The following is a 22771-nucleotide window of genomic DNA, read 5'->3' as shown; positions in this document are numbered from 1 at the left end:
GAAACCATGAGCATGACCACTCAGCCGCCCGCTTCGCCCGAGAAGATCCCGACCCGCTGGGAACGCTTCCTCGACAGCGACATTCTCGCCAGCTTCCTGCGCTCCAAGGTGACGATGGTCGCTGCCTTCGTCGTGCTGCTGCTGTTCATCGGCGCGGCCTTCTCGCCTTGGATCGCACCGACCAATCCCTTCGACCCGGCCTCCGTCTTCCTCGCCGACGCCAACATCCCGCCGGCCTGGCAGCAGGGCGGGGAGGCCCGCTTCATCTTCGGCACCGACGACCAGGGGCGGGATCTCTATTCGGCCATTCTCTACGGCCTGCGCGTCTCGCTGGTGGTGGGCGGTCTCGGAGTGATCCTCGCCGCCTCGATCGGCATCACGCTCGGCCTGCTCGCGGGCTATCTCGGCGGACGTGTCGATTCGCTGATCATGCGCATCGCCGATGTCCAGCTCACCTTCCCGGCGATCCTGATCGCGCTCCTGATCGATGGTGTCGTCCGGGGCATCTTCAAGAGCGCCTCGCGCGAGGACACGGCGATCTATGTTCTGGTCATCTCGATCGGCCTGTCCTTCTGGGTGCAATATGCCCGCACCGTGCGTGGCTCGACGCTGGTCGAACGCAACAAGGACTATGTCCAGGCGGCACGCCTCGTCGGGCTGCCGGCGCCGCTGATCATGCTGCGCCACGTCCTGCCCAACGTGATCGGCCCGGTTCTCGTCATCCTGACGATCAATCTGGCGCTCGCCGTCATCACCGAGGCGACGTTATCCTTCCTGGGTGTCGGCCTGCCGCCGACGCAGCCCTCGCTCGGCACTCTGATCAGCATCGGCAACCGCTACCTGTTTTCCGGCGACTGGTGGATCGTCGCCTTTCCCGGCGTGACCCTGGCGATCCTGGTGCTGGCGGTGAACCTGCTCGGCGACTGGCTGCGCGATGCGCTCAATCCGCGGCTGAGGTGACCAGATGACCGTCCCCGTTCTTTCCGTCCGTGACCTGACCGTCGAATTCGTGACGCGGCGCGGCTCCTTGCGCGCGCTCGACAAGATCTCCTTCGATATCGCACGCGGCGAAGTGCTCGGTGTCGTCGGCGAATCCGGCGCGGGCAAGTCAGTCACCGGTTCCGCGATCATCGGCCTGATCGATCCGCCGGGGCGCATCGCCGGTGGCGAGGTCTTGCTGTCGGGCGAACGCGTCGACAACCTGCCGCCCGAGGCGATGCGCAGGATCCGCGGCAAGCGGATCGGCATGATCTTCCAGGACCCGCTGACCAGCCTGAACCCGCTCTACCGGGTCGGCGAACAGTTGATCGAGACCATCCGGACCCATACGAGCCTGAGCGCGGCGGATGCCCGTGCGCGCGCCATCGCCCTGCTCGACGAGGTCGGCATCCCGGCGCCGGAGCGGCGGATCGATGGTTATCCGCACGAGTTCTCCGGCGGTATGCGCCAGCGTGTCGTGATCGCGCTCGCGCTCTGCGCCGAGCCCGAGTTCATCATCGCCGACGAGCCGACGACGGCGCTTGACGTCTCGGTCCAGGCCCAGATCATCGCGCTGATCAAACGCCTCTGCAGCGAGCGCGGAACCTCGGTGATGCTGGTGACCCACGATATGGGCGTCATCGCCGAAACGGCCGACCGGGTCGCGGTCATGTATGCCGGCCGGGTCGCCGAGATCGGCCCAGTCCGCGATGTCGTCAAGGACCCGCTCCATCCCTATGCGAAGGGGCTGATGGGCGCGATCCCGTCGATCGAGGGTGATGCCGACCGCCTCGTGCAGATTCCTGGCGCGATGCCGCGGCTCTCGGCCATTCCGCGGGGATGTGCCTTCAATCCGCGCTGCGCTCATGCCTTCGCCCGCTGCCATGTCGAGCGGCCCGAGCTGACCAGGGTCGGCGACCGGCAGGTCGCCTGCCATCTCTACGACCAGCCCAATGCGGAGATCGCAGCGTGAGCCAGCTCCCTCCGCCCGACGCCCCCTTCGTTCAGGTCCGCGACCTGAAGCGCGTCTTCGACGTATCGAAACCCTGGCTCAATCGCGTGCTCGAACATGCGCCGAAGCAGTATCTAAAGGCCGTCGACGGGGTCTCCTTCGATATCCGCAAGGGCGAGACCTTCGCGCTCGTCGGTGAATCCGGCTCGGGCAAGTCCACCGTCGCGCGCATGGTGGTCGGCCTGCTGCCGCCCTCGGGCGGTACCGTCAGCATCGCCGGCATCTCGATGAACGACGTTGCGGTCGCGCAGGAGCGCCAGCGGATGCGTCGGCGCATCCAGATGATCTTCCAGGATCCCTATGCCAGCCTGAACCCGCGCTGGCGTGTCGGCCGGATCATCGCCGAGCCGATCCGTGCCTTCGACATCATCGAGGGCGAAGGCGACATCAATGCCCGCATCGGCGAATTGCTGACGCTGGTCGGCCTGCATCCCGATGACGCCAAGAAATTCCCGCACGAGTTCTCCGGGGGGCAGCGCCAGCGCATCGCGATCGCGCGCGCGCTCGCCTCGAATGCCGAGTTCATCGTCTGCGACGAGCCGACATCGGCGCTCGATGTCTCGGTGCAGGCGCAGATCCTCAACCTGATGCGCGATCTGCAGCAGAAATTCGGGCTGACCTATCTCTTCATCTCGCACAACCTCGCCGTGGTCCGGCATATGGCGACGCGCATCGGCGTGATGTATCTCGGCCGGCTTGTGGAGGTGTCGGAGGGCAAACAGCTCTTCTCGGCCCCGCGCCATCCCTATACCCGGATGCTGCTCGATGCGGTTCCGGATCTCGCCATGGTCGGCAAGGCGCGCGAGGGCGTGAAGGGGGAAATCCCGAACCCGATCAATCCACCTTCGGGCTGCACCTTCCATCCGCGTTGTCCGCTGGCGTTCGACCGCTGCAAGATCGAAAATCCGCCGGTGATCGACGGTGTCGCCTGTCACGCCGTGAATGGCGACCGGGCGGCAGCGGCCTGAGCCGCGCCACCCAGGGGATCGCTCAGGAGGACGCCGGCCCGCCGGCCTTTGGCCTGCTCTTCACGGCAGGCTGCGGCATCAAGGGCGCGAGCGGCCGCTCGGTCCGGTATTGCCCACGGGCGATCGCCGTGAACATCAGGGCGACCGAAGCGAGCGTCATCAGCCACCAGGTCTGGAAGGTGGCGAAGCCCAGAACCGCGAGTGCGAAGGCCGTGACATAGGCGGCGGCGACGCCGGCGGCGAGCGCTCCGGCCATCTGACCTGCGGCCTTGATTGCAAAGTACAGGCAGAGCGCGGCTGATGCCGCTCCGACGAGGCCGAGTTCATACCAGAATTCGAACAGAATGGTCGTTGGCGTGTCCCGCGGCAGGCTGTCCGTCAGGCGGCCGCGCAGCACGGTGTCGAGGCCATGCCCGGTGATCAGCTGAATTGGTTCGCGACTGACGATGTCGGCCCAGATGCCGAGGGTGAGCGCGAGATCGTCGGGCAGGCGCGAGGCGATCGGCATCAGCAGGAAGGGCAGGAGCGGCGCCAGCAACATCAGCCCGGCAACGATGATGGCGATGGCGCGAGCGGCCACCACGCGATTGGCGCTGATCGCTCCGAAGGCCACCGTGCCGCAGATCATCGCCACCGCCTCGCCATCCTCGAAGCGGGTCATGGCAAGGAGGCCAACGGCGAGTGCGAGACCCAGCGCGCTCAGGCCGCGGGCACGCGAGAGAAGCCAGGCGAAGGCGGGCCACGACATGATCAGCACGACGCTGACGCCGCGCTCAACGCCCGGAGACACGCCAGCGGCGCTCATGTTCCCGGCGACCAGCAGCGCGAGGGCAAACAGCGCGGCGATGCCGGTGCCGAGCGGAACGAGGTTGAGATTCGAGGCGCGCATGCGTTCCGGGAGCGCCGCGGCACCGCAAAAGCCGAGTGCGACCGCAAGAACCAGATTGGTGGCCTTCTCGGTCGCCGAAAGCGTGTAGGGGCTCCAGACCAGCGAGAGCAGGGCCCAGGCCACGAGGCCCATCAGGATCATGCCCGGCCGGCTCAGCAGGGAATCCCTCAGATTCCTGCCGAACTGGCCACGCTCCTCGATCAGCGAGGAAATGATGAGCAACGCAACCCCGATCGGCGCAAGCACGACGGCTGCGCGACGCGACACCAGCGAAGCTATCGGTAGCGCCAGCGCAAGCGTGGCGAAGCCGATGCGACGCAGCAGCAAGGCCGCGTCCGCGGCGGGGTCAATCGGGGCATTGGCATTGTGGCGGATCATGGACGGCAACCGAACAAACGGCTTTGACCGGAGAACACGCCGGACATCAGCCCCGCAGCACCCTAGCTTGTGGCAGCCCGCGCGACTGTAGGTGCGCTGCAACAGTGGGCCGGCATCTGACGCAGGGCCATGACGGCATCATAGCACCTTGCGGTCGCGGTTCTGGCTGCGGATGATGTTTCGTGGGATGGAGGGACGATGAACACGCTTGCCGCAATCGTCTACTCGTCCGGTTTTGAGATCGATGCGTTCATGGCTGGCCTTGCCAGCCAGATGAAGCGGCAGGGGCTGAAGCTCGGTGGTGTCGTCCAGCACAACGGCGATGATTGCGGGGATGGCTGTCACTCCATGGCGTTGGAGGACCTCGCGAATGGCCGGCGCTTTCCGATCAGCGAGGACCGCGGCGCAGGCGCGTCGGGCTGCCGGCTCGACGTCGCCGGCCTTGCAGCTGCGGCAGGAGCGGTCGCGGCTGCTCTGACGGGCAACATCGATCTCGTGATCGTCAACAAGTTCGGGCGGCAGGAGCAGCTTGGTCAGGGCCTGCGCCAGGAGATCACGGCAGCGGTCCTGTCTGGCCTGCCACTGCTGATCGCCGTCCGCGAGGATTTCGTTTCGGCCTGGCGAGAATTTGCCGGCGATGACTGGACCCCATTGCCGCCTGAGGGCCGAGCCGTGGAGAACTGGGCTGCGGATCGACTCGGTGTGCCGGCGTGAGGCCGGGGGCCGCCAACTGCGAACGCGAGATGCGGCGCTTGCAGGCCATGGCATGACCATCCCTCCAACGCTTGGCCTCCTCCTCGCCGGTGGGCTCGCGCGCCGCATGGGTGGTGGCGACAAGCCGCTTCGGCTGATCGCCGGGCGCAGCATTCTCGCCCATGTCGTCGATCGCCTGGGGCCGCAATGCGACGGACTTCTGATCAATGCCAATGGCGACCTGTCCCGCTTTGCTGATTTCGGCCTGCCGATGGTCGCCGACGGCGTGCCCGGTTTCGCTGGGCCGCTGGCCGGCATCCTGGCCGGGCTCGACTGGATGGCCGCGCACCGCCCCGGCCATGCCTGGATGGTCAGCGTTGCGGCAGACACCCCCTTCATCCCGCGTGATCTCGTGCATCGGCTCCATGCGGCGCGTGAAGCGGGCAATGTTCCGCTGGCCTGCGCTGCATCGGGCGGCTGGGACCATCCGGTGATCGGGCTATGGCCAGTCGCGCTGCGTGACGACTTGCGGCATGCACTCACGGTCGAGGATGAGCGCAAGATCGGCCGCTGGACGGCGCGTCATGGTGTTGCGGCTGCGGAGTGGCCGGTCGATCCGGTCGACCCCTTCTTCAATGCCAATCACCCTGATGACCTCGTCGAGGCCGAGCAGCTTCATGCGCGGCTGCGCGATGCGTGATGGCGGCTGGGGCGCTCGCTGTTCCGGCTTGCAACGGAACCCGGCTCCGAAGGCGCGTGCCGGCTTCTCGACGGAAGCGCGAACGTGCATCGGAAACGATCGGGCCGTGTCAATCAGGCGGGCCCAGGCATGGATTTCGGGTTTTCTCCGCGCGCCTGCGATGGCGTCGGCATGGGCCAATCGCTCTCGTCAGCCTTCCAGCAGCGCTTTGAGACGCCTCAGATCGCTTGCGACCCAGTCGGCATCGCGGGCGAAATCGTCGTCGCTCATCTCCGCCCGCTTGTAGAGAGTGAAGATCACCTCGCTGCCATCGCCATTGGCGAGCGCGCGCATCGGGTTGTGCATCGGCTCCCCGTGATCGGGGATCACGGCATGGTCGAGTACACCGTAGGGATTGGGTTCGCTGAACAGGATGCGCATCAGGCCCATTGGAGTTTCGGCAGCCCAGGTCATGCCTTCGATATGCCTGAAGCTATGGCCCAGCCCTTCGGCCCATTTCGGGAAGTTCCTGGGCTCTGCCAGAAAGCCGTAGACCTGCTCGATCGGCTTGCCGATCGAGATGCTGATATGGCGCGCGGGCTGAACGGGCATGGAAGAACCTCCTTTTGAACAATTTAGAACAAAAGAAGAACATTGGCAAATTCCTTAGCTTCGCCGGTATCAGGCCGAGGGCGCTTGGGCACCGGTGCGGAAGGTCGATGGATTACGCCCATCCGGGGTGGGCATGCGATCCGGGCCCGCACCTCGGGTGAGGCGAGGCAGGTGGCGACGGCTTCGTAGCCGGGAGCGCCGGGATAGGGGGCGAGACGGACCGGCGGGCTGCGATTGGCGGGGCAGAGGATGATCGCCTCGTCGGACCCCGCGGCTGCCAGATCCAGAATCGCGCGGGAGCGCGTGAGCATGAAGTGCGGTCGTCCATGCGGCCCGCGGCCGCGCAGATGGGCGATCAAGGCTCAGGCACGCCAGTTCTCCGACCGCCGGTGCCGTGGCCGCCTCCACGCTCGCGCATGAGGCCGGAGGCGAGTGTCGGCTCGCCGTCGAGTTCAGATTTCGGGCCCGGGGCAGCGCCTCTATTCGATGATGATGCGGGGTGCGGCCCGGGTCTTGCCGCTCAGGCCCGCCTGAACCTGCCGTGCAATGGCCAGATAGGCCTTGGCATGGGCGCTGTCGGGGTCGCTCGCCACGATCGGCCGGCCGGCGTCCGAGGTCTCGCGGATCGGCATGGCAAGCGGGATCTCGCCAAGGAAGGGCACGCCCAGCCGCTCTGCCTCGTGCCGCGCCCCGCCATGGGCGAAGATGTCGGAGCGGTGGCCGCATTCCGGGCAGACGAAATAGCTCATGTTCTCGACGATACCGAGGATCGGCACCTCGACGCGCTTGAACATGGCGACGCCGCGACGGGCATCGAGCAGAGCCAGATCCTGAGGCGTCGAGACGATCACTGCGCCCGCGAGAGGAGTCTGCTGCGCCATGGTCAGCTGCGCGTCACCCGTGCCGGGCGGCATGTCGACAACGAGCACGTCGAGTTCGCCCCAGGCGACCTCGCGCAACATCTGGGTGATGGCCGAGATCACCATCGGCCCACGCCAGATCATCGGCGTCTCCTCGTCGATCAAGAAGCCGATCGACATGATCTTGAGCCCATAGGCCTCCATCGGTGCCAGCGTCCGGCCGGAGACCAGGCGCGGCTTGCCGGTGATGCCGAAGATCTTGGGCACGGAGGGACCGTAGATATCGGCGTCGAGCACGCCGACCTTGAGGCCGAGCATCGCGAGCGCGACCGCGAGATTGGCCGTGGTCGTCGACTTGCCGACGCCGCCCTTGCCGCTGGCCACCGCGATTATCTGCTTCACGCCGGGCACGCCGGCGGCCTTTGGCATCGGCCGGCCGGGACCCGGCTGGCCATGCGCCTGCTGGCGTGGCTGCGCGGCGGCAGAGGGCGCCGGTCGCGACGGCGCCTTGTCTGCCGTGAGCCCGACCAGAACCTGGGTGACGCCCGGAATACCGCCGACCGCGCTTTCTGCGGCCCTTCGCACTGGTTCCATCGCCTCAGCCTCGGTCGGGTCGATGCCGATCGCAAAGATGACCTTGCCGCCGTCGATCAGGATATCGGCGATACGGCCGGAAGCGCGCAGCGATTGGCCGCTCGCGGGCAGTTTCACCAGCTCGAGCGCGCGCAGGATGTCGGATTCGGTCAGGGCCACGAAGGCGTACTCCGGCTGGCGCGGCGTCAGGCCGCAGCTTTGCGAATGTGGAAGACGAGAAGTTCGCCCTCGGAGCGGCTGAGCTCGATTGCGTCGCCCGTCTCGCGCATCAGATTGGGAATGTCGATCGCCGCCATGGGATCGGTGCACTCGACGACAAACAAGGCTCCGGCGTCGGCACCCCTCAATGCCTTGCGCACGCGCAGCGTCGGCAAGGGGCATTTCAAGCCGCGCAGATTGAGGGGGATAGAGGTCATGGGCCGAGCCTGTCGAATACGCAGTGCTTCATATGATGGCTACTTGCGCAGGAGCAACCACCGGCCCCTTGCCGCAGCGAAGCGCGAGAGGCCTTGCTGCCCAGCCGGCACGGCATGGGCGCAATGATCGCGGGCAGGAGCCGTGGCGGCCCAATCCTCCTGGCTTGACCGGGGAGGGGACGTGCCAGATGACAACAGGGTGCCCTTTGTGCCCGATCGTGTTTTGGGGGATTTGCTTTGATGCGTGTGATCGGCCTGGCCGGTTGGAGCGGTGCCGGCAAGACGACTTTGCTGACGCGCCTGATCCCGGAACTTACACGCCGCGGTGTCTCGGTCTCCACCGTCAAGCACGCGCACCATGGCTTTGACCTCGATAAGCCAGGCAAGGATTCCTACGAACACCGTCAGGCGGGCGCGCATGAGGTGCTGATCTCGTCCGAGCGCCGCTGGGCGCTGATGCATGAACTGCGTGGCGAGCCGGAAGCGCAGCTGCCGGATCTGCTCCTGCGACTATCCCCGGTTGATCTGGTGATCATCGAGGGGTTCAAGCGCGAGCCGCATCTCAAGATCGAGGTGCATCGCGCAGCCAACGGCAAGCCGCCGCTGCACCCGGGCGACCCCATGATCGTCGCAATCGCCTGCGATAGCGCATTTCCCGAGGCGGGCTGCCCTGTCGTGGATCTCGACGACATCGCCGCAATCGCAGAGATTGTGCTTTCTTGCGCCGAGCCGCTCACCGCCATTCTGGCTCGCGTGCAGCAACAGGGTTGAGGGCAGAATGGCGCAACTTAGCGAGGATACCTTCGCCTTCGGTGGCCCCTTGATGAGCATCGAGCAGGCGGCTGACCTTGCTGGCCAGCGGATTCGGCCGGTGGAGGGCACGGAGCAGGTCGCCTTGGCCGACGCCGATGGTCGGGTTCTGGCCAGCGATGTCGTGGCCGGCCTCGATCTCCCGCCCTTCGCCAATTCTGCCGTGGATGGCTACGCGGTCCGCTTCGTCGATCTGGCGTCGGCAGGAGAAACCCGCCTCGCGCTCTCAGGCCGGCTCGCCGCCGGCGCCGATGCGGCGGGCATTGCAACTGCAGGCGTGGCCGTCCGGGTCTTTACGGGCGCGCCGATACCGGAAGGAGCCGATACCATCTTCATGCAGGAGGATGTGACGGCGGAAGAAGGCTTCGTCCGTCTGCCCGCGGGCCTCAAACACGGTGCCAACGCCCGACCGGCCGGCGAGGATATCGCGCACGGAGAGACCGCCCTGTCGGCAGGCCGGCGCCTGCGGCCGCAGGACCTGGCGCTGCTGGCTGCGCTTGGTCATGCCTCGGTGGACGTTCGCCGCCGGCCGCGTGTCGCGATCTTTTCAACGGGCGATGAGCTGGCGGAGCCGGGCCTGCCCCTGCCGCCGGCCGCGATCTACGACGCCAACCGCGCTGCGTTGCGTGCCATGGTGGCGCGGGCGGGGGCGGATGTGGTTGATCTCGGCATCCTGCGTGACGAACCGGGCAGTCTGGCCGGGCGTCTGCGCGAGGCGGCCCGGGGCTGCGACCTGATCCTGACCTCCGGCGGCGTCTCGACCGGTGAGGAGGACCACGTCAAGGCGGCGGTCGAACGGGTCGGCGCGCTGGTCTTCTGGCGCATCGGCATCAAGCCAGGCCGGCCGGTGGCCATGGGGGTGATCGAAGGCGTACCGTTCATTGGCCTGCCGGGAAATCCGGTGGCCGTGTTCGTCACCTTCGCCTTTGTCGCGCGCCCGGTCGTGGCGCGGCTTGCCGGCGCTGCCCATGTTGCCCCGGTGCCGCTGCCGGTAAGGCTGGGCTTTCCCTATCTGAAGAAGCCGGGACGCCGCGAATATGTCGGTGTTTCGCTCACTCCGGCAGCAGACGGTGTCATGATCGCGTCCAAGCATGCACAAGACGGGGCCGGCGTCATGACCTCGCTGACGCGCACGGAGGGCCTGGTGGAGCTCGCTGAGGAGCTGACACGCATCGAGGCCGGAACGCTTGTGCCGTTCCTAGCCTATGACCTCCTGATGGCGTAGCGAGGCGCTCAGTCGCGCCGGAATATGACGCTGGAGAGCCAGCCCAGAAGCAGCGCCATGGTCGCCGTGGCGAGCCCGTAGAGGAAGGGGCGATCATGCGCGCCGGTTGCCAGGCGCTGCTCGATGCCGGTCTTGATCACCTCGAAATTTGTGGTCTGGCGCGCCAGCATGGCGCCGCCCGAATAGAGCGCGATCTCGATCTCGTAGGAGCCGGTCGGTGCCGTGGCGGGCACTTCGATCGGCGCGCTGAACAGTGTTTCCGACAGGAAGGTGACGCCGCGCTCGTCCTGGGCATAGAGACCCTTGTCTTCGAGGATGCGGATCAGTGCCTGACGAAAGCGGACGGTGCTCTCCTCATAATAGAGCTCGGGCGGCAAGTTGCGCTGGGTGTTGGCCAACCCGATCCTGTCGCGCCGCGCCGCATCCTCGTTGACGATCTCGTTCAGGGGGCGGTTGCTCGACACCATCAGGAACATCGGGCGATCGACGAAGCGCCGCTGCGTCCGGTTGATCCAGATCGGCCCGAGCCGTTCCTTCTCGCGGACGATCAGCATGCGCTGTGGCCCGCGCACGGTCACTACGATGTCGTATGGGTCGCCGCGTGCCACTGTCCGCCCGCCGCGTTCGACCAGGCCGAAGACCGTCAGCTGGTCGCCGGTATAGTTCGAGGAGATCTGGATCTGATGGCTCGATACGGATGCGATCAGCGTTTCCGCACGCGGTGCAGTTGCTGCGATGGAGGTCAGCAGCAACGCAGCGGCCAGGGACCGGAAGCCCTTCATCGCGCGCTCTCCGGCAGGACGACCGAGAACGGGTCGCTGGGCGGGATGAACAGCTCGATTGCGAAGCGCAGGCCCACCGACAGGATCAGCAGCGCAAGCAGCAGACGGAAGGAGTCGACGTTCAGGTTGCGCGCCGCCCGGCCGCCGAACTGGGCCCCGATCACGCCGCCGACCAGGAGCAGTGCTGCCAGGATCAGGTCGACCGACTGGTTCGTGAGGGCGTGCAGCATGGTTGCGCCCGTCATCGTCACCAGGATCTGGAACAACGAGGTGCCGACGACGACCGCCGGCGGGATGCGGAAGAAATAGATCAGCGCCGGCACCAGGATGAAGCCGCCGCCGACACCGAGCACGGCGCCGATGAAGCCGATCACGATGGCGAGCGCGGCGATCGGGATGACGCTGGCGTAGAGCTGGGAACTATGGAAACGCATCCGCCAGGGCAGCTTCATCCATTGCGGATGTGTGCCGGCCCGACGACGCAGGCGTGCCGGCTTGCCCGCCTTGGCGCGCAGCGCCGCGCGCAGCGCGTCATAGAGCATCAATCCGCCGATGATCGTGAACAGCGTCACATAGGACAGGGTGATGACCAGATCGAGCTGGCCGAGCCGGCGCATCGAGTTGAAGAACAGAACGCCGAAAATGGTGCCGATGATACCGCCACCGACCAGGACGCTGCCGAGCTTGAGGTCGAGCGCCTTGCGGCGCCAGTAGGCCAGGACGCCGGTCATTGACGAGCCGGCGACCTGGGCGGCCACGGTTGCGACGGCAACCGCCGGAGGGATATCGAGGAAGATCAGCAGAGGGGTCAGCAGGAAGCCGCCGCCGACCCCGAACAGGCCGGAGATGAAGCCGACGGCACCGCTCAGGCCCAGCACCATCAGGATGCTGATCGGCAGTTCCGCGATCGGGAGATAAATCTGCACCTTTGCCCTCGTGTGCCGGCGCGGCATGAGATTCGGCGCCGGATCGTCCCAGATTGCACCAATCCGGTTAGGCAAATCCTTATCGTGGACGAAGAAGGTGTTGCGGCCGGATCGGCTGAAGTCGCGATCAACCTCTGATGGCTGCGTAACGCGTCGAAACCATGACAGACAGGCCAGGGGCCTGCCTTTCATGCATTAGCTGCGAGCCGGCTTTGCCGGCTTCCTGACGGCTGCGCTTGTGTTGTCTTCCCAACCCTGTGCCGGTGCCGCAACCTCGTTGGCGCCAGGCTCGAGCACCTTTGCCTTCCAGGAATCGACAGCGAGCTTCGCCGCTGCCAGGTCGTTGGGGTTGAGGCGTCCGGCGACCTCGTCACGCTTGCGGGCCGCATCGTCGTCGCCCTGCTTGGCGGCGATGGCGAACCAGAGATAGGACTGGCCGAGATCGGCCGGTACGCCAAGGCCGCGGCCGAGCAGAACCGCGAGATTGTACTGGCTGTCGCGCACGCCTGCGTCCGCGGCGCGGCGGAACCATTCCGTCGCCGTCGCATAGTCCGCCTTGCCGTCGACGCCCTCGGCATAGAGCACGGCGAGATTGTGCATGGCTTTGGCATTGCCGCGCTCTGCGGCACGGGAGTACCAGACCCGCGCCAGTGCGATGTCGCGCTGGGTGCCCACACCCTTCTCGAACATGTTGGCCAGTCGGAACTGCGCTGGCGCCAGCCCGGCGACCGCGGCGCGTTCGAACAGGCGCAAGGCCAGCTTCGGATCGCGTGTCGCGTTGCTGCCATCAGCTGCGCGGCTGGCGAGCTCGTAGACGGCACGGGCATCACCTGCCTGGGCCGCCTTGCGCAGGCCCGGCGTTCCAAATCCGGCGGGCAGGTCGCCGAGCCCGGTGACGGCCTGAACCGGGTCGGGCGCGGTCGCTGGCGGCAGCGCGGCGGTTGCTGTCGGTTGGGTGGTCGAGCTGGTGGTTTCGGGAGAGCCGAGAATCGGGGCTGCCGGTCCCGCGAATGCGGCGGCCGGGCCGAGTTCGACCGGCGAAAGCACCGAGCTCTGATCCTTCGCGGGCTTCGCTGGAGCTTCCGGTGCGGCGGGTTCCGGGGCAGCGAGGGCGGGAGCGGAGGCAGGAGACTGAACGGTTTCGTTGCCGGCGGCCTTCGTCTTCGGGCTTTGCAGCGCGCCGGTGACGACATGGGCGGTGCCCATGGCAAGAACGACGGCGGCCAGGCCGAGCAGAAGCGGACGGCGACGCTTCTCCATGATCTCCTTGAGCTTGCCGCCCCTGGAGGTGCTGGTGCCACCGCGCTCGGCTTCCGCTGCGGGCGCGGAGGCTGCGGCTTCGGAGGCAGCCTTTGCCGAACGCCGTGCCGCGGCGATCAGGTTCTGGCGGACCGATTGCGGATCCTGGGCCGTCGCGGCCGGAGCGGCCGGTGTGTCCGGGCGCGGCCGGCCCGAGCCCGGTTCGAGCGGCAGATCATGGGATCTGGCAGCAGGCCCGTCTGCTGCGCGTTCCGCCGGCCTGGTCGTCTCCAGCCGGGCGCCAAAGCGATCCTCGATCGCGGCGCTCATGCTGGCAGGAAGCGCAAGGCCGCGCGCCGACGGCATGGCCGAGGGGCGCGCCGCGGCCACCGGGGTCGGCGCGGGCGGGACCTCCCTCCGCTCGAGGCCGAGCTCGGCTTCGAGGCTGGCGAGGCGCGAGATGATCGTCTCGAGGGTCTGATGGACGGCGCCGATGGCGTCCTGCGTCTCTCGGCCGGAGGCGGCGTTGCTCTCGCGCAGTCCGGAAACCAGGGTGCTCAGCTCGGCAAAGCCTCCCGCCTGAGCGGGGGTCTTGCTCGCCATATCGGCCATGGCGGTGCGTGCGGCACGTTCGGCCGCGGCTGCGGTATCCTCGCGCACGGTCTGGAGATGACGCACGAGGTCCTGCAGCGTGCGCTCGATCCCGGTCTCGGCCGAACGCGTCGCGACGGCCTCGTCGAGCCGGCTGGCGAGGCCGGCGATCTGCTGTTCGAGTGCATCGAAGGAATCGGATTCGGCGCCGGGGCGGCCCGCCTCGTCGATCTTCTCGGCGAGGCTGCGCAACATGTCCTCAACCGGGCGCATGTCGACGCGCGCGACCTGGACGTTGCCGCCGTCATGGACCATCTGGGTCAGATTGCTGGAGGCTGCGAGACTCTCGATCCGGGCAGCCAACCCTTCGATCTGCTTCGTGACTGCTGCCGGGCCGTGATCCGCCAGCGTCTCGATCTGGTGCTGCAGGCTGTCGATCCGGTCCGCGAGCAGGTTGGGCTGCCGATCGGAGACATCCTCGAGCTTGATGATGAGGGCCTCAATCCGGCGCGACAGCTCGTTCGATGCCGGAGAGCCGGAAGCGCCGATCTCGTTGAGGCGTGCGAAGAGTTGCTCGGTCTGGGACGTGATCACCTCGGGGCGCATCACGGGCAGCGAATCGACCTTGTCAGCCAGTGCCTCGACCTGCCGCGACAGCGAAAGCAGCGGGGCGGGGTCGCCGAAGCGGTCGGTGAGCAGAGCGTCGCGCACGTCCTCGATCGCCTGGGACAGGCCACGCATCGAGAGTGCATCAGGCTGCCCGTCGCGCAGCCGGGCGACTTCGCCCGCCAGAGCCGAAACCTGTTGCGAAAGATCGCCGAGGCGGTTGTCGCCGGTCGTCGTGGCAAGCAGATCGCGCAATTCCGCGATGTCGCGAAGCACCGGGGTCAGTGCAGCGCGGTCGCTGCCGCGCGCCGCGAGTGCGTCGACCTTGGCGGCGAGATGCGCGATCTCCAGCTCGAAACGGGCATAGCTCTCGCCGGAGTTTTCGCGGGCGAGGCGGGCGACTTCGGTTTCGATCCGCGCCAGCGGCCTCAGTATCGGCTCGATACGGTCGTTCCGGTCCAGCCGCTCCAGCTTCGAACCGAGCTCGGCAATCAGCCTTTCCAGTGCGGGCGTTTCGACCTGGCGTGACGCTGCAGCCGGGGAGAGCCGCTCGGACATGAGAGAGGGATGGTCGCTTGTGGCGCCCACTCTCTCGCTCAAGGAACGGAGATCCTGCCTCAAGGCTGCGACCCGGCTTTCGCTCAGGCCTGTCCGGCCCGAGGCGGCGGATTCGGGGGCGGTATCCAGCATGCGCTGGCGCGTACGGATATCCGTCACCGCTGCGGCCAGACCGTCGCGGTTCAGTGCCGGGCGGGCGGTGGCGGCCTTATTCTGGGCATCAACCGCCTTGCGCTCGATCTCGGCTATGCGCTCGCCCATGGTCTTGATCGCGTCGGCGATGACGTTGGTGGCGCGTTCCTGACGTTCGGCGATGCTGCGCTCGCCGCTGACCAGACGGTTCTCGGTCTTCTCGATCCAGCGCGCGATCGAATCCAGGGCGCCGGCCGTCTTGACGCTCGATTCCCGGGTCATGCGCTCTGCGAGGGCGGCCTGCGAAAGCGCGGCCTCGATCTGGCCCCGCGACATCTCGGGGGCAAATTGCGGTGCCGCAGCGCTTGCTGCGGCCTGCGAGGAGGTTTCCATCTGCCCTTGGGAGAGCTTGGCGAGACGCTCGGACAGCGCTGCGATGTCGAGCTGCTCCAGCGGAGCGGCTGTCGGTTCGCTCTCTTCGGCCTCGACGCGAATCTTGTGGTCCAGCCATTCACCCAGGGTCATTCCGGCGCGCCGCGCCGCCGCCTTTGCGGCATCGCGGGTGCGCGGATCAACGCCCTTGACGCTCCAGGGCAAGCTATTGGCCATGATCTCGCTCGCCTAAGGGGACCGGTCTTCAGTCGGGATGCGCAGCCCCCTGGCGCCGCAGCTTCCCCGCGCGAAACAGGCGATCGTGAAGATTCAGTTGCCGCTGACGACGGCCTGGCTCGCAGACCCGACTTTTGGCCGTCACGGTAAACGGACGGTTAATATCCGGCGGCCGGCCGTTAATTTTTTGCAAACGCCCGGACAGGGGCGGCACGAATGGCGGGCTCGTAACCGTAATTTACCCCCAATTGGCCGATATTACCTGACGCAAGGAGATGGGGCGAGCTATTCCCCCTACCCTACGGAACTTCGTCGCCACCGATGCCGGCGGTTCCCTGCGTCCAAACTTTTTAAGGAACTCCATGTCGCGCCACAGCAATGCTATGGCGGCCGGCTCTTCAGATACCGGCCGCACATCGTCGACGCCTACTTCCAGTGAAGCCGACTCGGCTGGTGGTTTCACCATCAGCGACCTTGCCCGCGATTTCGCGGTGACGCTGCGCACGCTTCGCTTCTATGAATCGCGCGGTCTCCTTGCGCCGGCCCGTTCGGGCATGACGCGCATCTATTCCGGCCGCGATCGCTCGCGGCTTGCGCTGATCCTCAAGGGCAAGCAGCTCGGTTTCACGCTGGTCGAAATCCGCGCGATGCTCGCCAATGAGGAAAAGAAGGGCGAGGCCGGCGGAGAGAAGTCGGCTTCGGTCGGCGGGCTGCAGCTCACCCGCGGCCAGATTGCCGAGCAGCTCGAATTGCTGCGCTCGCAGCAGGTCGAGATCGAAGGCGCGATCGCCGAGCTCGAAGCGACGCTTGCGGGCCTCGACAAGGCCTGAGCGCCTCACGGCACGGATTACCGATCATTTGATCTGGATTGACGGCTCCGGACTTGTGTCCGGGGCCGTTTTGTCATGCGCTGAGCCCGGGATGCGCGACAGGGTGCGGCAACAAATTGGCCGAGCCCCCTTCACAAGCCGTCTATAGATTGTTTATATATAAACTATCTGATGAGCGGCTGCCCCGGATCGCATTCGATAGCGGCCGCGCTGCGCGAGAGGGAGGACACCATGCCGGTTTACAAGGCGCCCGTCGAAGACACCCTGTTCCTGCTCAACGACGTCTTCAACATCGAACGCTACAACAACCTGCCGGGTTTCGCGGATGCGACGCCCGATGTGGTGGAGGCGGTCCTGGGCGAGGGTGCCAAGCTCTGCGAGGAAGTGCTCCAGCCATTGAACCATTCCGGCGACCAGGAGGGCTGCAAGCGCAATCCTGATGGATCCGTGACGACGCCAAAGGGCTTCAAGCAGGCGCACAGGGCCTATGCCGAGGGCGGCTGGATCGGACTTGCCATGGATCCCGAATATGGCGGCCAGGGCCTGCCCTATACGCTCGGCGCCGTGATGAACGAATATGCCTCGGCGGCGAACATGGCTTTCTCGATGTATCCCGGCCTGACCATGGGCGCGATCGCCGCACTCTATGTGCACGGTACCGAGGAGCAGAAGCGCACTTATATCCCGAAGATGGTCGAGGGTGTCTGGTCGGGCACCATGAACCTGACCGAACCGCATTGCGGCACCGATCTCGGCCTGATCAAGACCAAGGCCGTGCCGAATGGCGATGGTTCCTATGCGATCTCCGGCACCAAGATCTTCATCTCGGCCGGTGAGCAGGACATCACCGAGAACATCATCCATCTCGTGCTCGCCCGCATCGAGGGGGCTCCGGCGGGCGTCAAGGGCATCTCGCTTTTCGTGGTGCCGCGCAACGTCGTCGGCGCCGATGGCGCGGTCGGCGAGCGCAACGGTGTCTCCTGCGGCTCGATCGAGCACAAGATGGGCATCCACGGCAATTCGACCTGCGTCATGAACTATGACGGCGCCACGGGCTGGCTCATCGGCACCGAGAACAAGGGCCTCAACGCCATGTTCGTGATGATGAACGAGGCCCGCCTCGGCGTCGCGATCCAGGGGCTCGCCCAGTCCGAGGTCGCCTATCAGAACGCTGTTGCCTATGCCAAGGACCGCCTGCAGGGGCGGGCGCTGACCGGCGCCAAGGACCCGGACAAGGCTGCCGATCCGATCATCGTCCATCCCGATGTCCGCCGCACGCTGATGTCGATCAAGGCCTTCAACGAGGCCGCGCGCGCCTTCGTGTTGTGGAACGCGCTGAAATCCGATGTCGCCCATCGCTCAGTCGATGCCGCCGAACGCCAGGCCGCCGACGATCAGCTTGGACTGATGACCCCCGTGCTCAAGGGTGTCCTGACCGATGTCGGTTTCGACAACGCGGTAAAGGCCCAGCAGATGTATGGTGGCCATGGCTACATCGCCGAATGGGGCATGGAGCAGTTCGTGCGCGACGCGCGCATCGCCATGATCTACGAGGGCGCCAATGGCGTGCAGGCCATGGACCTGATCGGCCGCAAGCTCGGCCGAGACGGCGGCCGCGCCATCATGGCCTTCTTCAACGAGGTCGGCGGCTTCATCAAGGAACATGGCGAGGACGAGGGGCTGAAGCCGCTGCTCGCTCCGCTGCTGGCCTCGCTCGGTCATCTCCAGCAGGCGACGATGTGGTTCATGAACAACGCCCTCGCCAAGCCTGACAATGCCGGCGCCGGCGCGACAGACTACATGCACCTGCTCGGCCTCGTCTCGCTCGGCTATATGTGGGTGAAGATCGCCAAGGCTGCGCAGGACAAGCTCAAGGCCGGCGCCAATGGCGCGACCGAGCGGATGAACACCAAGCTCGTCACCGCGCGCTTCTTCATGGAGCGCACCCTGCCGGAGACGGCCGCGCATCTGGCACGGATCACGGCTGGCGCCGATTCCACCATGGCGCTCTCGGCAGAGCAGTTCTGAGCCGACCAAAGGTCATGCCCGGGCTTGACCCGGGCATCGCTTGCAGATTGCCTTCGCTTCCAGACGGCTGGGACATGCCCGGCCATGTTGGCGAAGTCCCAACAACGAGCCGCCATTGCGGCGAGCCCCGGGAGGCCTTGATGGCTGACGCATTCATCTACGATCACGTTCGGACGGCGCGCGGCAAGGGCAAGGCCGACGGCTCCCTGCACGAGGTCACGGCGATTGAACTCGGCACGCAGGTGCTGCGTGCGATCAAGGAGCGCAACAAGCTCGAGCCCAAGCTCGTCGAGGATGTCGTCTTTGGCTGCGTCGATCCGGTCGGCGAGGCTGGCGCCGATATCGCGCGGACCGTCGCGCTCAAGGCGGGGTACGGCAAGGAAGTGCCGGGCGTGCAGATCAACCGCTTCTGCGCCTCGGGCCTCGACGCGGTGAACCTTGCCGCGGCGCAGGTCATGGCCGGCCAGAAGGAGATGGCGATCGGTGGCGGCGTCGAGAGCATGAGCCGCGTCGGCATGGGCGCCTCGGGCTTCGGCATCGCGGTCGATCCGTCCGTCGCGATCGACACCTATTTCATGCCGCAAGGCGTCTCGGCCGATCTGATCGCCACGAAATACGGCTTCTCGCGTGACGATGTCGACGCCTTTGCCGTGCGCTCGCACAAGAAGGCCGCCGCCGCCTGGGCCGAAGGCCGCTTCAGGAATTCGGTCATTCCGGTCACCGACGTCAACGGCCTGATCCTCCTCGACCGCGACGAGACCATTCGTCCCAATACCGACATGCAGGCCCTGGCGGCGCTCAAGGCATCCTTCGTCCAGATGGGCGAGATGGGTGGTTTCGATGCCGTCGCGACGGCGGCTCACCCCGATGTGGAGTTCGTCAATCACGTGCATCACGCCGGCAATTCCTCCGGCATCGTCGATGGTGCGGCTGCCGTGCTCGTCGGCTCGAAGAAGGGCGGCAAGGCGGCCGGCCTGAAGCCGCGCGCCCGCATCCGGGCCTTCGCCACCGTCGGTTCCGATCTGGCGCTGATGCTGACCGGGCCGGTCGACGTCACGGAACTGGTTCTGAAAAAGGCCGGCATGACCACAGGGGATATCGACCTGTTCGAGCTGAACGAGGCCTTCTCCTCGGTGGTGCTGCGCTATCAGCAGGCCTTCGACATCGACGACGCCATCCTCAACGTCAATGGCGGCGCCATTGCGATGGGCCATCCGCTCGGCGCCACGGGCGCGATGATCCTCGGCACGGTGCTCGACGAACTTGAGCGCACGAACAAGCAGACCGCACTCGTGACGCTTTGCGTCGCCGCCGGCATGGGCGTCGCGACCATCATCGAACGCGTCTGATCGGCACGAAGGGGAGAGAACCGATGAACCTCACCAATTTCCGCTTCGAGACCGACGCCGACGGCATTGCGACCCTGATCTGGGACATGCCCGGCCGTTCGATGAACGTCATCACGCCCGAGGTCATGGCCGAGTTGAACCAGGTCATCGACCATGTCGTCTCGAGCGAGGCGATCAAGGGCTGCGTCATTACCTCCGGCAAGGAAGCCTTCTCGGGTGGTGCCGACCTGACCATGCTCCAGGGGCTGCGCGACCTCTATGTCGGGCTTGCCCGGGAGAAGGGCGAAGCGGCTGCGATGCAGACCTTCTTCGACGAGAGCCGCAAGCTCTCGCTGCTCTATCGCAAGCTCGAAACCTGCGGGAAGCCGTTCGCAGCCGCCATCCATGGCGTCTGCCTTGGTGGCGCCTTCGAACTTGCGCTCGCCTGTCAGTACCGCGTCGCCTCGGACGATGCCTCGACCCGCGTCGGCCTGCCCGAGATCAAGGTCGGACTCTTCCCCGGCGCCGGCGGCACGCAGCGTGTCTCGCGCCTGATGCAGACCGGCGACGCGCTGCAGATGATGTTCAAGGGCGAGCAGATCAAGGCGCTGCCGGCCCGCAACAGCGGCCTCGTCCATGCCGCCGTGCCGCGTGATCAGATGCTTCAGAATGCCCGGGAGTGGCTGAAGGCCAATCCGCAGGCCAAGGCGCCCTGGGACGATCCCAAGTTCAAGCTGCCGTCCAACAAGGTCTATTCGCCCGCCGGCATGCAGATCTGGCCACCGGCCAACGCGATCTATCGCCGCGAGACCAATGACAACTACCCGGCCGCACGCGCCATCCTGAGCGCGGTCTATGAGGGCCTGCAGTTGCCGATCGATCTCGGCCTCAGGGTCGAGAGCCGCTATTTCGCAAAAATTCTGCGAACGAAGGAGGCGGCCTCGATGATCCGCACGCTCTTCGTCTCGATGCAGGAGTTGAACAAGGGGGCTCGCCGCCCGGCCGATGTCCCGGCGAGCAGGCTGAAGAAGGTCGGCGTTGTCGGCGCAGGCTTCATGGGCGCGGGCATCGCCTATGTCACGGCCCAGGCAGGCCTGGACGTCATCCTGATCGACCGCGACATCGAGGCGGCCGAGAAGGGCAAGGCCTATTCGCATAAGCTGGTTTCCGACCAGATCATGAAAGGGCGCGCCAAGACGGCCGACCGCGACGCGCTGCTCGGCCGGATCACCGCCTCGGCGGACTATGCCGATCTCAAGGGCTGCGATCTCGTCATCGAAGCCGTATTCGAAGACCCGAAGGTCAAGGCCGAGGTCATCGCCAAGGTCGAGGCCGTGGTCGGACCCAGGACGATCTTCGGCTCCAATACATCGACGCTTCCGATCACCGGGCTCGCCGAACACTCGCAGCGCCCGAAGAATTTCATCGGCGTGCATTTCTTCTCGCCGGTCGAGAAGATGCTGCTGGTCGAGGTCATCATGGCCAAGAAGACCGGCAAGAAGGCGCTCGCCATGGCGCTCGACTTCGTCCGCGCCATCAAGAAGACGCCGATCGTCGTCAACGACACGCGCGGCTTCTATGCCAACCGCTGTGTCGGCAACTACATCCGCGAAGGCCATCTGATGCTGATGGAGGGCGTGCCCCCGGCGATGATCGAGGCCGCCGGCAAGCAGGCCGGCATGCCGGTCGGTCCGCTGTCCCTGAATGACGAGGTTGCGGTCGATCTCGCCTACAAGGTGCTGAAGGCGACCAAGGCCCAGCTCGGCGAACATGCGGTCGACCCCGGGCAGGAAAGACTGCTCACCGAGATGGTCGAGACGCATGGCCGCCTCGGCCGCAAGAACAGGAAGGGCTTCTACGACTATCCGGAAGCCGGCCCGAAGCGGCTCTGGCCCGGGCTTGCCGAGCTGACGAAGAACCGGCTCGACCCGGAGCTCATCGACATGCAGGAACTCAAGGAGCGCCTGCTCGTGACCCAGGCGCTGGAAGCTGCCCGCACCTATGAGGAAGGTGTCGTGACCGATCCTCGCGAGGCGGATGTCGGCTCGATCATCGGTTTCGGTTTTGCGCCCTATTCGGGCGGCACGCTCTCCTACATCGACAACATGGGCGCGGCCGTTTTCGTGAAGCTCTGCGAGAAGCTCGCCAGGACACATGGCGAGCGGTTCAAGCCGAACCGGCAGCTCAAGCGCATGGCGAAGACGGGAGAGAGCTACTATGGCAATGCGGAGAAGAAGGCTGCCGCATAATCTCCTGAGGCCAACGCGTGACGATCCGGCCGATCATTGGCTTTCCCGATTCTCGGCTGCGCATGGCAGCCGAGCCGGTGACGCATTTCGATGCGGTGCTTCGCTCGCTCGCGGCTGACTTGCTGGAAACGATGCGGGCGGCTCCCGGAATCGGCATAACGGCGCCGCATGTCGGCCTTCTCCAGCGGCTGGTCGTGCTGGAGCTGTCGCCGGGTGAGGTTCGCACCTATGTGAACCCTGCGATCGCGTGGGCTTCACCTGACATGATCCGCCACCACGAGGGCAGCGTCTCGATGGCGGGGGTTGCAGACGAGATCGAGCGTCATGCCCGCGTCCATGTCACCTATCGGGACCTGGACGGTGCGGAGCAGTTCGAAGAGGCCGATGGCCTGCTCGCCGTTTGCCATCAGCACGAGATCGATCAGCTCGACGGCATTTTCTGGGTCGATCGCCTGTCACGCCTGAAGCGCGACAGGCTGATCGCCCGCTACAACAAGCTGCGGCGTGCGTGACCTTGCCGCTCGTCGGCCCATGGCTGGATCCAAGTCTGGCGCAGCCTCTCGAAGGCGCTTGCCGCAACCTTCGGGCCGAGATGTGTCGGCTGAACCCCTGACCGGCTCGGAAACGGACACGGCCACCGAAGCGTGACGTTTCGCTCAAGCGCGCGATACGCGTGCGACATTCCGATTCGCCCTTCGCGAATGCCTGCTTTTCGCGATCGTGGCTGCGACGGCGCTGGCCGGAAACTGAGAGCAATCCACCGAAAAATGGGTGCTTGC

General features: G+C 66.1%; 19 protein-coding genes. 12 read left to right on the top strand and 7 right to left on the bottom strand.

The window, feature by feature from the left end:
- Nucleotides 1–6 precede the first annotated feature (6 nt).
- Genes BIWAKO_RS04725 through BIWAKO_RS04715 form a run of 3 tightly spaced genes read left to right on the top strand, consistent with a single transcriptional unit; the run spans nucleotide 7 to nucleotide 2958 of the window.
- Entirely contained in the window at nucleotides 7–960 is a 954-nt protein-coding gene (locus BIWAKO_RS04725) for an ABC transporter permease (RefSeq protein WP_069877557.1), read from the top strand.
- Between the two features lie 4 nt (nucleotides 961–964).
- On the top strand, nucleotides 965–1951 hold the full coding sequence (locus BIWAKO_RS04720; protein ID WP_069877556.1) for an ABC transporter ATP-binding protein: 987 nt from the start codon (nucleotides 965–967) through the stop codon (nucleotides 1949–1951).
- Entirely contained in the window at nucleotides 1948–2958 is a 1011-nt protein-coding gene (locus BIWAKO_RS04715) for an ABC transporter ATP-binding protein (RefSeq protein ID WP_069877555.1), read from the top strand. Before BIWAKO_RS04720 ends, BIWAKO_RS04715 begins: the two co-directional genes overlap by 4 nt.
- Before the next feature lie 22 nt (nucleotides 2959–2980).
- On the opposite strand, the gene BIWAKO_RS04710 is transcribed toward BIWAKO_RS04715, so the two are convergent.
- Complete coding sequence (locus BIWAKO_RS04710; RefSeq protein ID WP_069877554.1) at nucleotides 2981–4225, bottom strand: hypothetical protein; 1245 nt, start codon at nucleotides 4223–4225, stop codon at nucleotides 2981–2983.
- A gap of 198 nt (nucleotides 4226–4423) precedes the next feature.
- Here BIWAKO_RS04710 and BIWAKO_RS04705 point away from each other — a divergent pair, with 198 nt between their 5' ends.
- Both BIWAKO_RS04705 and mobA read left to right on the top strand, forming a co-directional pair.
- A complete protein-coding gene (locus BIWAKO_RS04705) occupies nucleotides 4424–4939 on the top strand; it encodes a DUF2478 domain-containing protein (RefSeq protein ID WP_069877553.1) in 516 nt (171 codons plus the stop codon).
- Nucleotides 4940–4991: 52 nt separating this feature from the next.
- Nucleotides 4992–5618 (top strand): molybdenum cofactor guanylyltransferase MobA, encoded by a 627-nt coding sequence (gene mobA, locus BIWAKO_RS04700; RefSeq protein WP_069877552.1) that lies wholly within the window; start codon nucleotides 4992–4994, stop codon nucleotides 5616–5618.
- A gap of 189 nt (nucleotides 5619–5807) precedes the next feature.
- Here the strand turns inward: mobA and BIWAKO_RS04695 are convergent, their stop codons facing one another.
- From BIWAKO_RS04695 to BIWAKO_RS04680, 3 genes are all read right to left on the bottom strand, one after another.
- Nucleotides 5808–6209 (bottom strand): hypothetical protein, encoded by a 402-nt coding sequence (locus BIWAKO_RS04695; RefSeq protein ID WP_069877551.1) that lies wholly within the window; start codon nucleotides 6207–6209, stop codon nucleotides 5808–5810.
- A gap of 479 nt (nucleotides 6210–6688) precedes the next feature.
- Complete coding sequence (locus BIWAKO_RS04685) at nucleotides 6689–7822, bottom strand: Mrp/NBP35 family ATP-binding protein (RefSeq protein ID WP_069877549.1); 1134 nt, start codon at nucleotides 7820–7822, stop codon at nucleotides 6689–6691.
- Between the two features lie 26 nt (nucleotides 7823–7848).
- Complete coding sequence (locus BIWAKO_RS04680; RefSeq protein WP_069877548.1) at nucleotides 7849–8079, bottom strand: sulfurtransferase TusA family protein; 231 nt, start codon at nucleotides 8077–8079, stop codon at nucleotides 7849–7851.
- A 240-nt stretch (nucleotides 8080–8319) separates the two neighbouring features.
- Between BIWAKO_RS04680 and mobB the strand changes: the two genes are divergently transcribed.
- Complete coding sequence (gene mobB, locus BIWAKO_RS04675) at nucleotides 8320–8850, top strand: molybdopterin-guanine dinucleotide biosynthesis protein B (protein ID WP_069877547.1); 531 nt, start codon at nucleotides 8320–8322, stop codon at nucleotides 8848–8850.
- Between the two features lie 7 nt (nucleotides 8851–8857).
- Entirely contained in the window at nucleotides 8858–10114 is a 1257-nt protein-coding gene (locus BIWAKO_RS04670; RefSeq protein ID WP_069877546.1) for a molybdopterin molybdotransferase MoeA, read from the top strand.
- A gap of 8 nt (nucleotides 10115–10122) precedes the next feature.
- Here BIWAKO_RS04670 and BIWAKO_RS04665 read toward each other — a convergent pair whose 3' ends face one another.
- From BIWAKO_RS04665 to BIWAKO_RS04655, 3 genes are all read right to left on the bottom strand, one after another.
- Complete coding sequence (locus tag BIWAKO_RS04665) at nucleotides 10123–10896, bottom strand: TIGR02186 family protein (RefSeq protein ID WP_069877545.1); 774 nt, start codon at nucleotides 10894–10896, stop codon at nucleotides 10123–10125.
- Complete coding sequence (locus BIWAKO_RS04660; protein WP_069882169.1) at nucleotides 10893–11822, bottom strand: sulfite exporter TauE/SafE family protein; 930 nt, start codon at nucleotides 11820–11822, stop codon at nucleotides 10893–10895. Before BIWAKO_RS04660 ends, BIWAKO_RS04665 begins: the two co-directional genes overlap by 4 nt.
- 195 nt (nucleotides 11823–12017) lie before the next feature.
- Nucleotides 12018–15557 (bottom strand): SEL1-like repeat protein, encoded by a 3540-nt coding sequence (locus BIWAKO_RS04655; protein WP_069877544.1) that lies wholly within the window; start codon nucleotides 15555–15557, stop codon nucleotides 12018–12020.
- A 362-nt stretch (nucleotides 15558–15919) separates the two neighbouring features.
- Between BIWAKO_RS04655 and BIWAKO_RS04650 the strand changes: the two genes are divergently transcribed.
- The 5 genes from BIWAKO_RS04650 (at nucleotide 15920) to BIWAKO_RS04630 (ending at nucleotide 22504) form a co-directional block, all read left to right on the top strand.
- On the top strand, nucleotides 15920–16387 hold the full coding sequence (locus tag BIWAKO_RS04650; protein ID WP_244523358.1) for a MerR family transcriptional regulator: 468 nt from the start codon (nucleotides 15920–15922) through the stop codon (nucleotides 16385–16387).
- 231 nt (nucleotides 16388–16618) lie between these two features.
- Nucleotides 16619–18415, top strand: a complete 1797-nt coding sequence (locus BIWAKO_RS04645; RefSeq protein ID WP_069882168.1) for an acyl-CoA dehydrogenase C-terminal domain-containing protein — start codon at nucleotides 16619–16621, stop codon at nucleotides 18413–18415.
- Between the two features lie 140 nt (nucleotides 18416–18555).
- The gene (locus BIWAKO_RS04640; protein ID WP_069877542.1) at nucleotides 18556–19764 is read left to right on the top strand and encodes an acetyl-CoA C-acetyltransferase; all 1209 of its coding nucleotides are present in this window, start codon (nucleotides 18556–18558) and stop codon (nucleotides 19762–19764) included.
- Between the two features lie 23 nt (nucleotides 19765–19787).
- Entirely contained in the window at nucleotides 19788–21992 is a 2205-nt protein-coding gene (locus tag BIWAKO_RS04635; RefSeq protein ID WP_069877541.1) for a 3-hydroxyacyl-CoA dehydrogenase NAD-binding domain-containing protein, read from the top strand.
- A 17-nt stretch (nucleotides 21993–22009) separates the two neighbouring features.
- Complete coding sequence (locus BIWAKO_RS04630; RefSeq protein ID WP_069877540.1) at nucleotides 22010–22504, top strand: peptide deformylase; 495 nt, start codon at nucleotides 22010–22012, stop codon at nucleotides 22502–22504.
- Nucleotides 22505–22771: the final 267 nt, after the last annotated feature.

Origin of the sequence: Bosea sp. BIWAKO-01 (assembly GCF_001748145.1) — a bacterium.
Lineage (GTDB): Bacteria > Pseudomonadota > Alphaproteobacteria > Rhizobiales > Beijerinckiaceae > Allobosea.
Note: the sequence above shows the minus strand (reverse complement) of the source record. Positions and strands in the feature narration are given on the sequence as shown.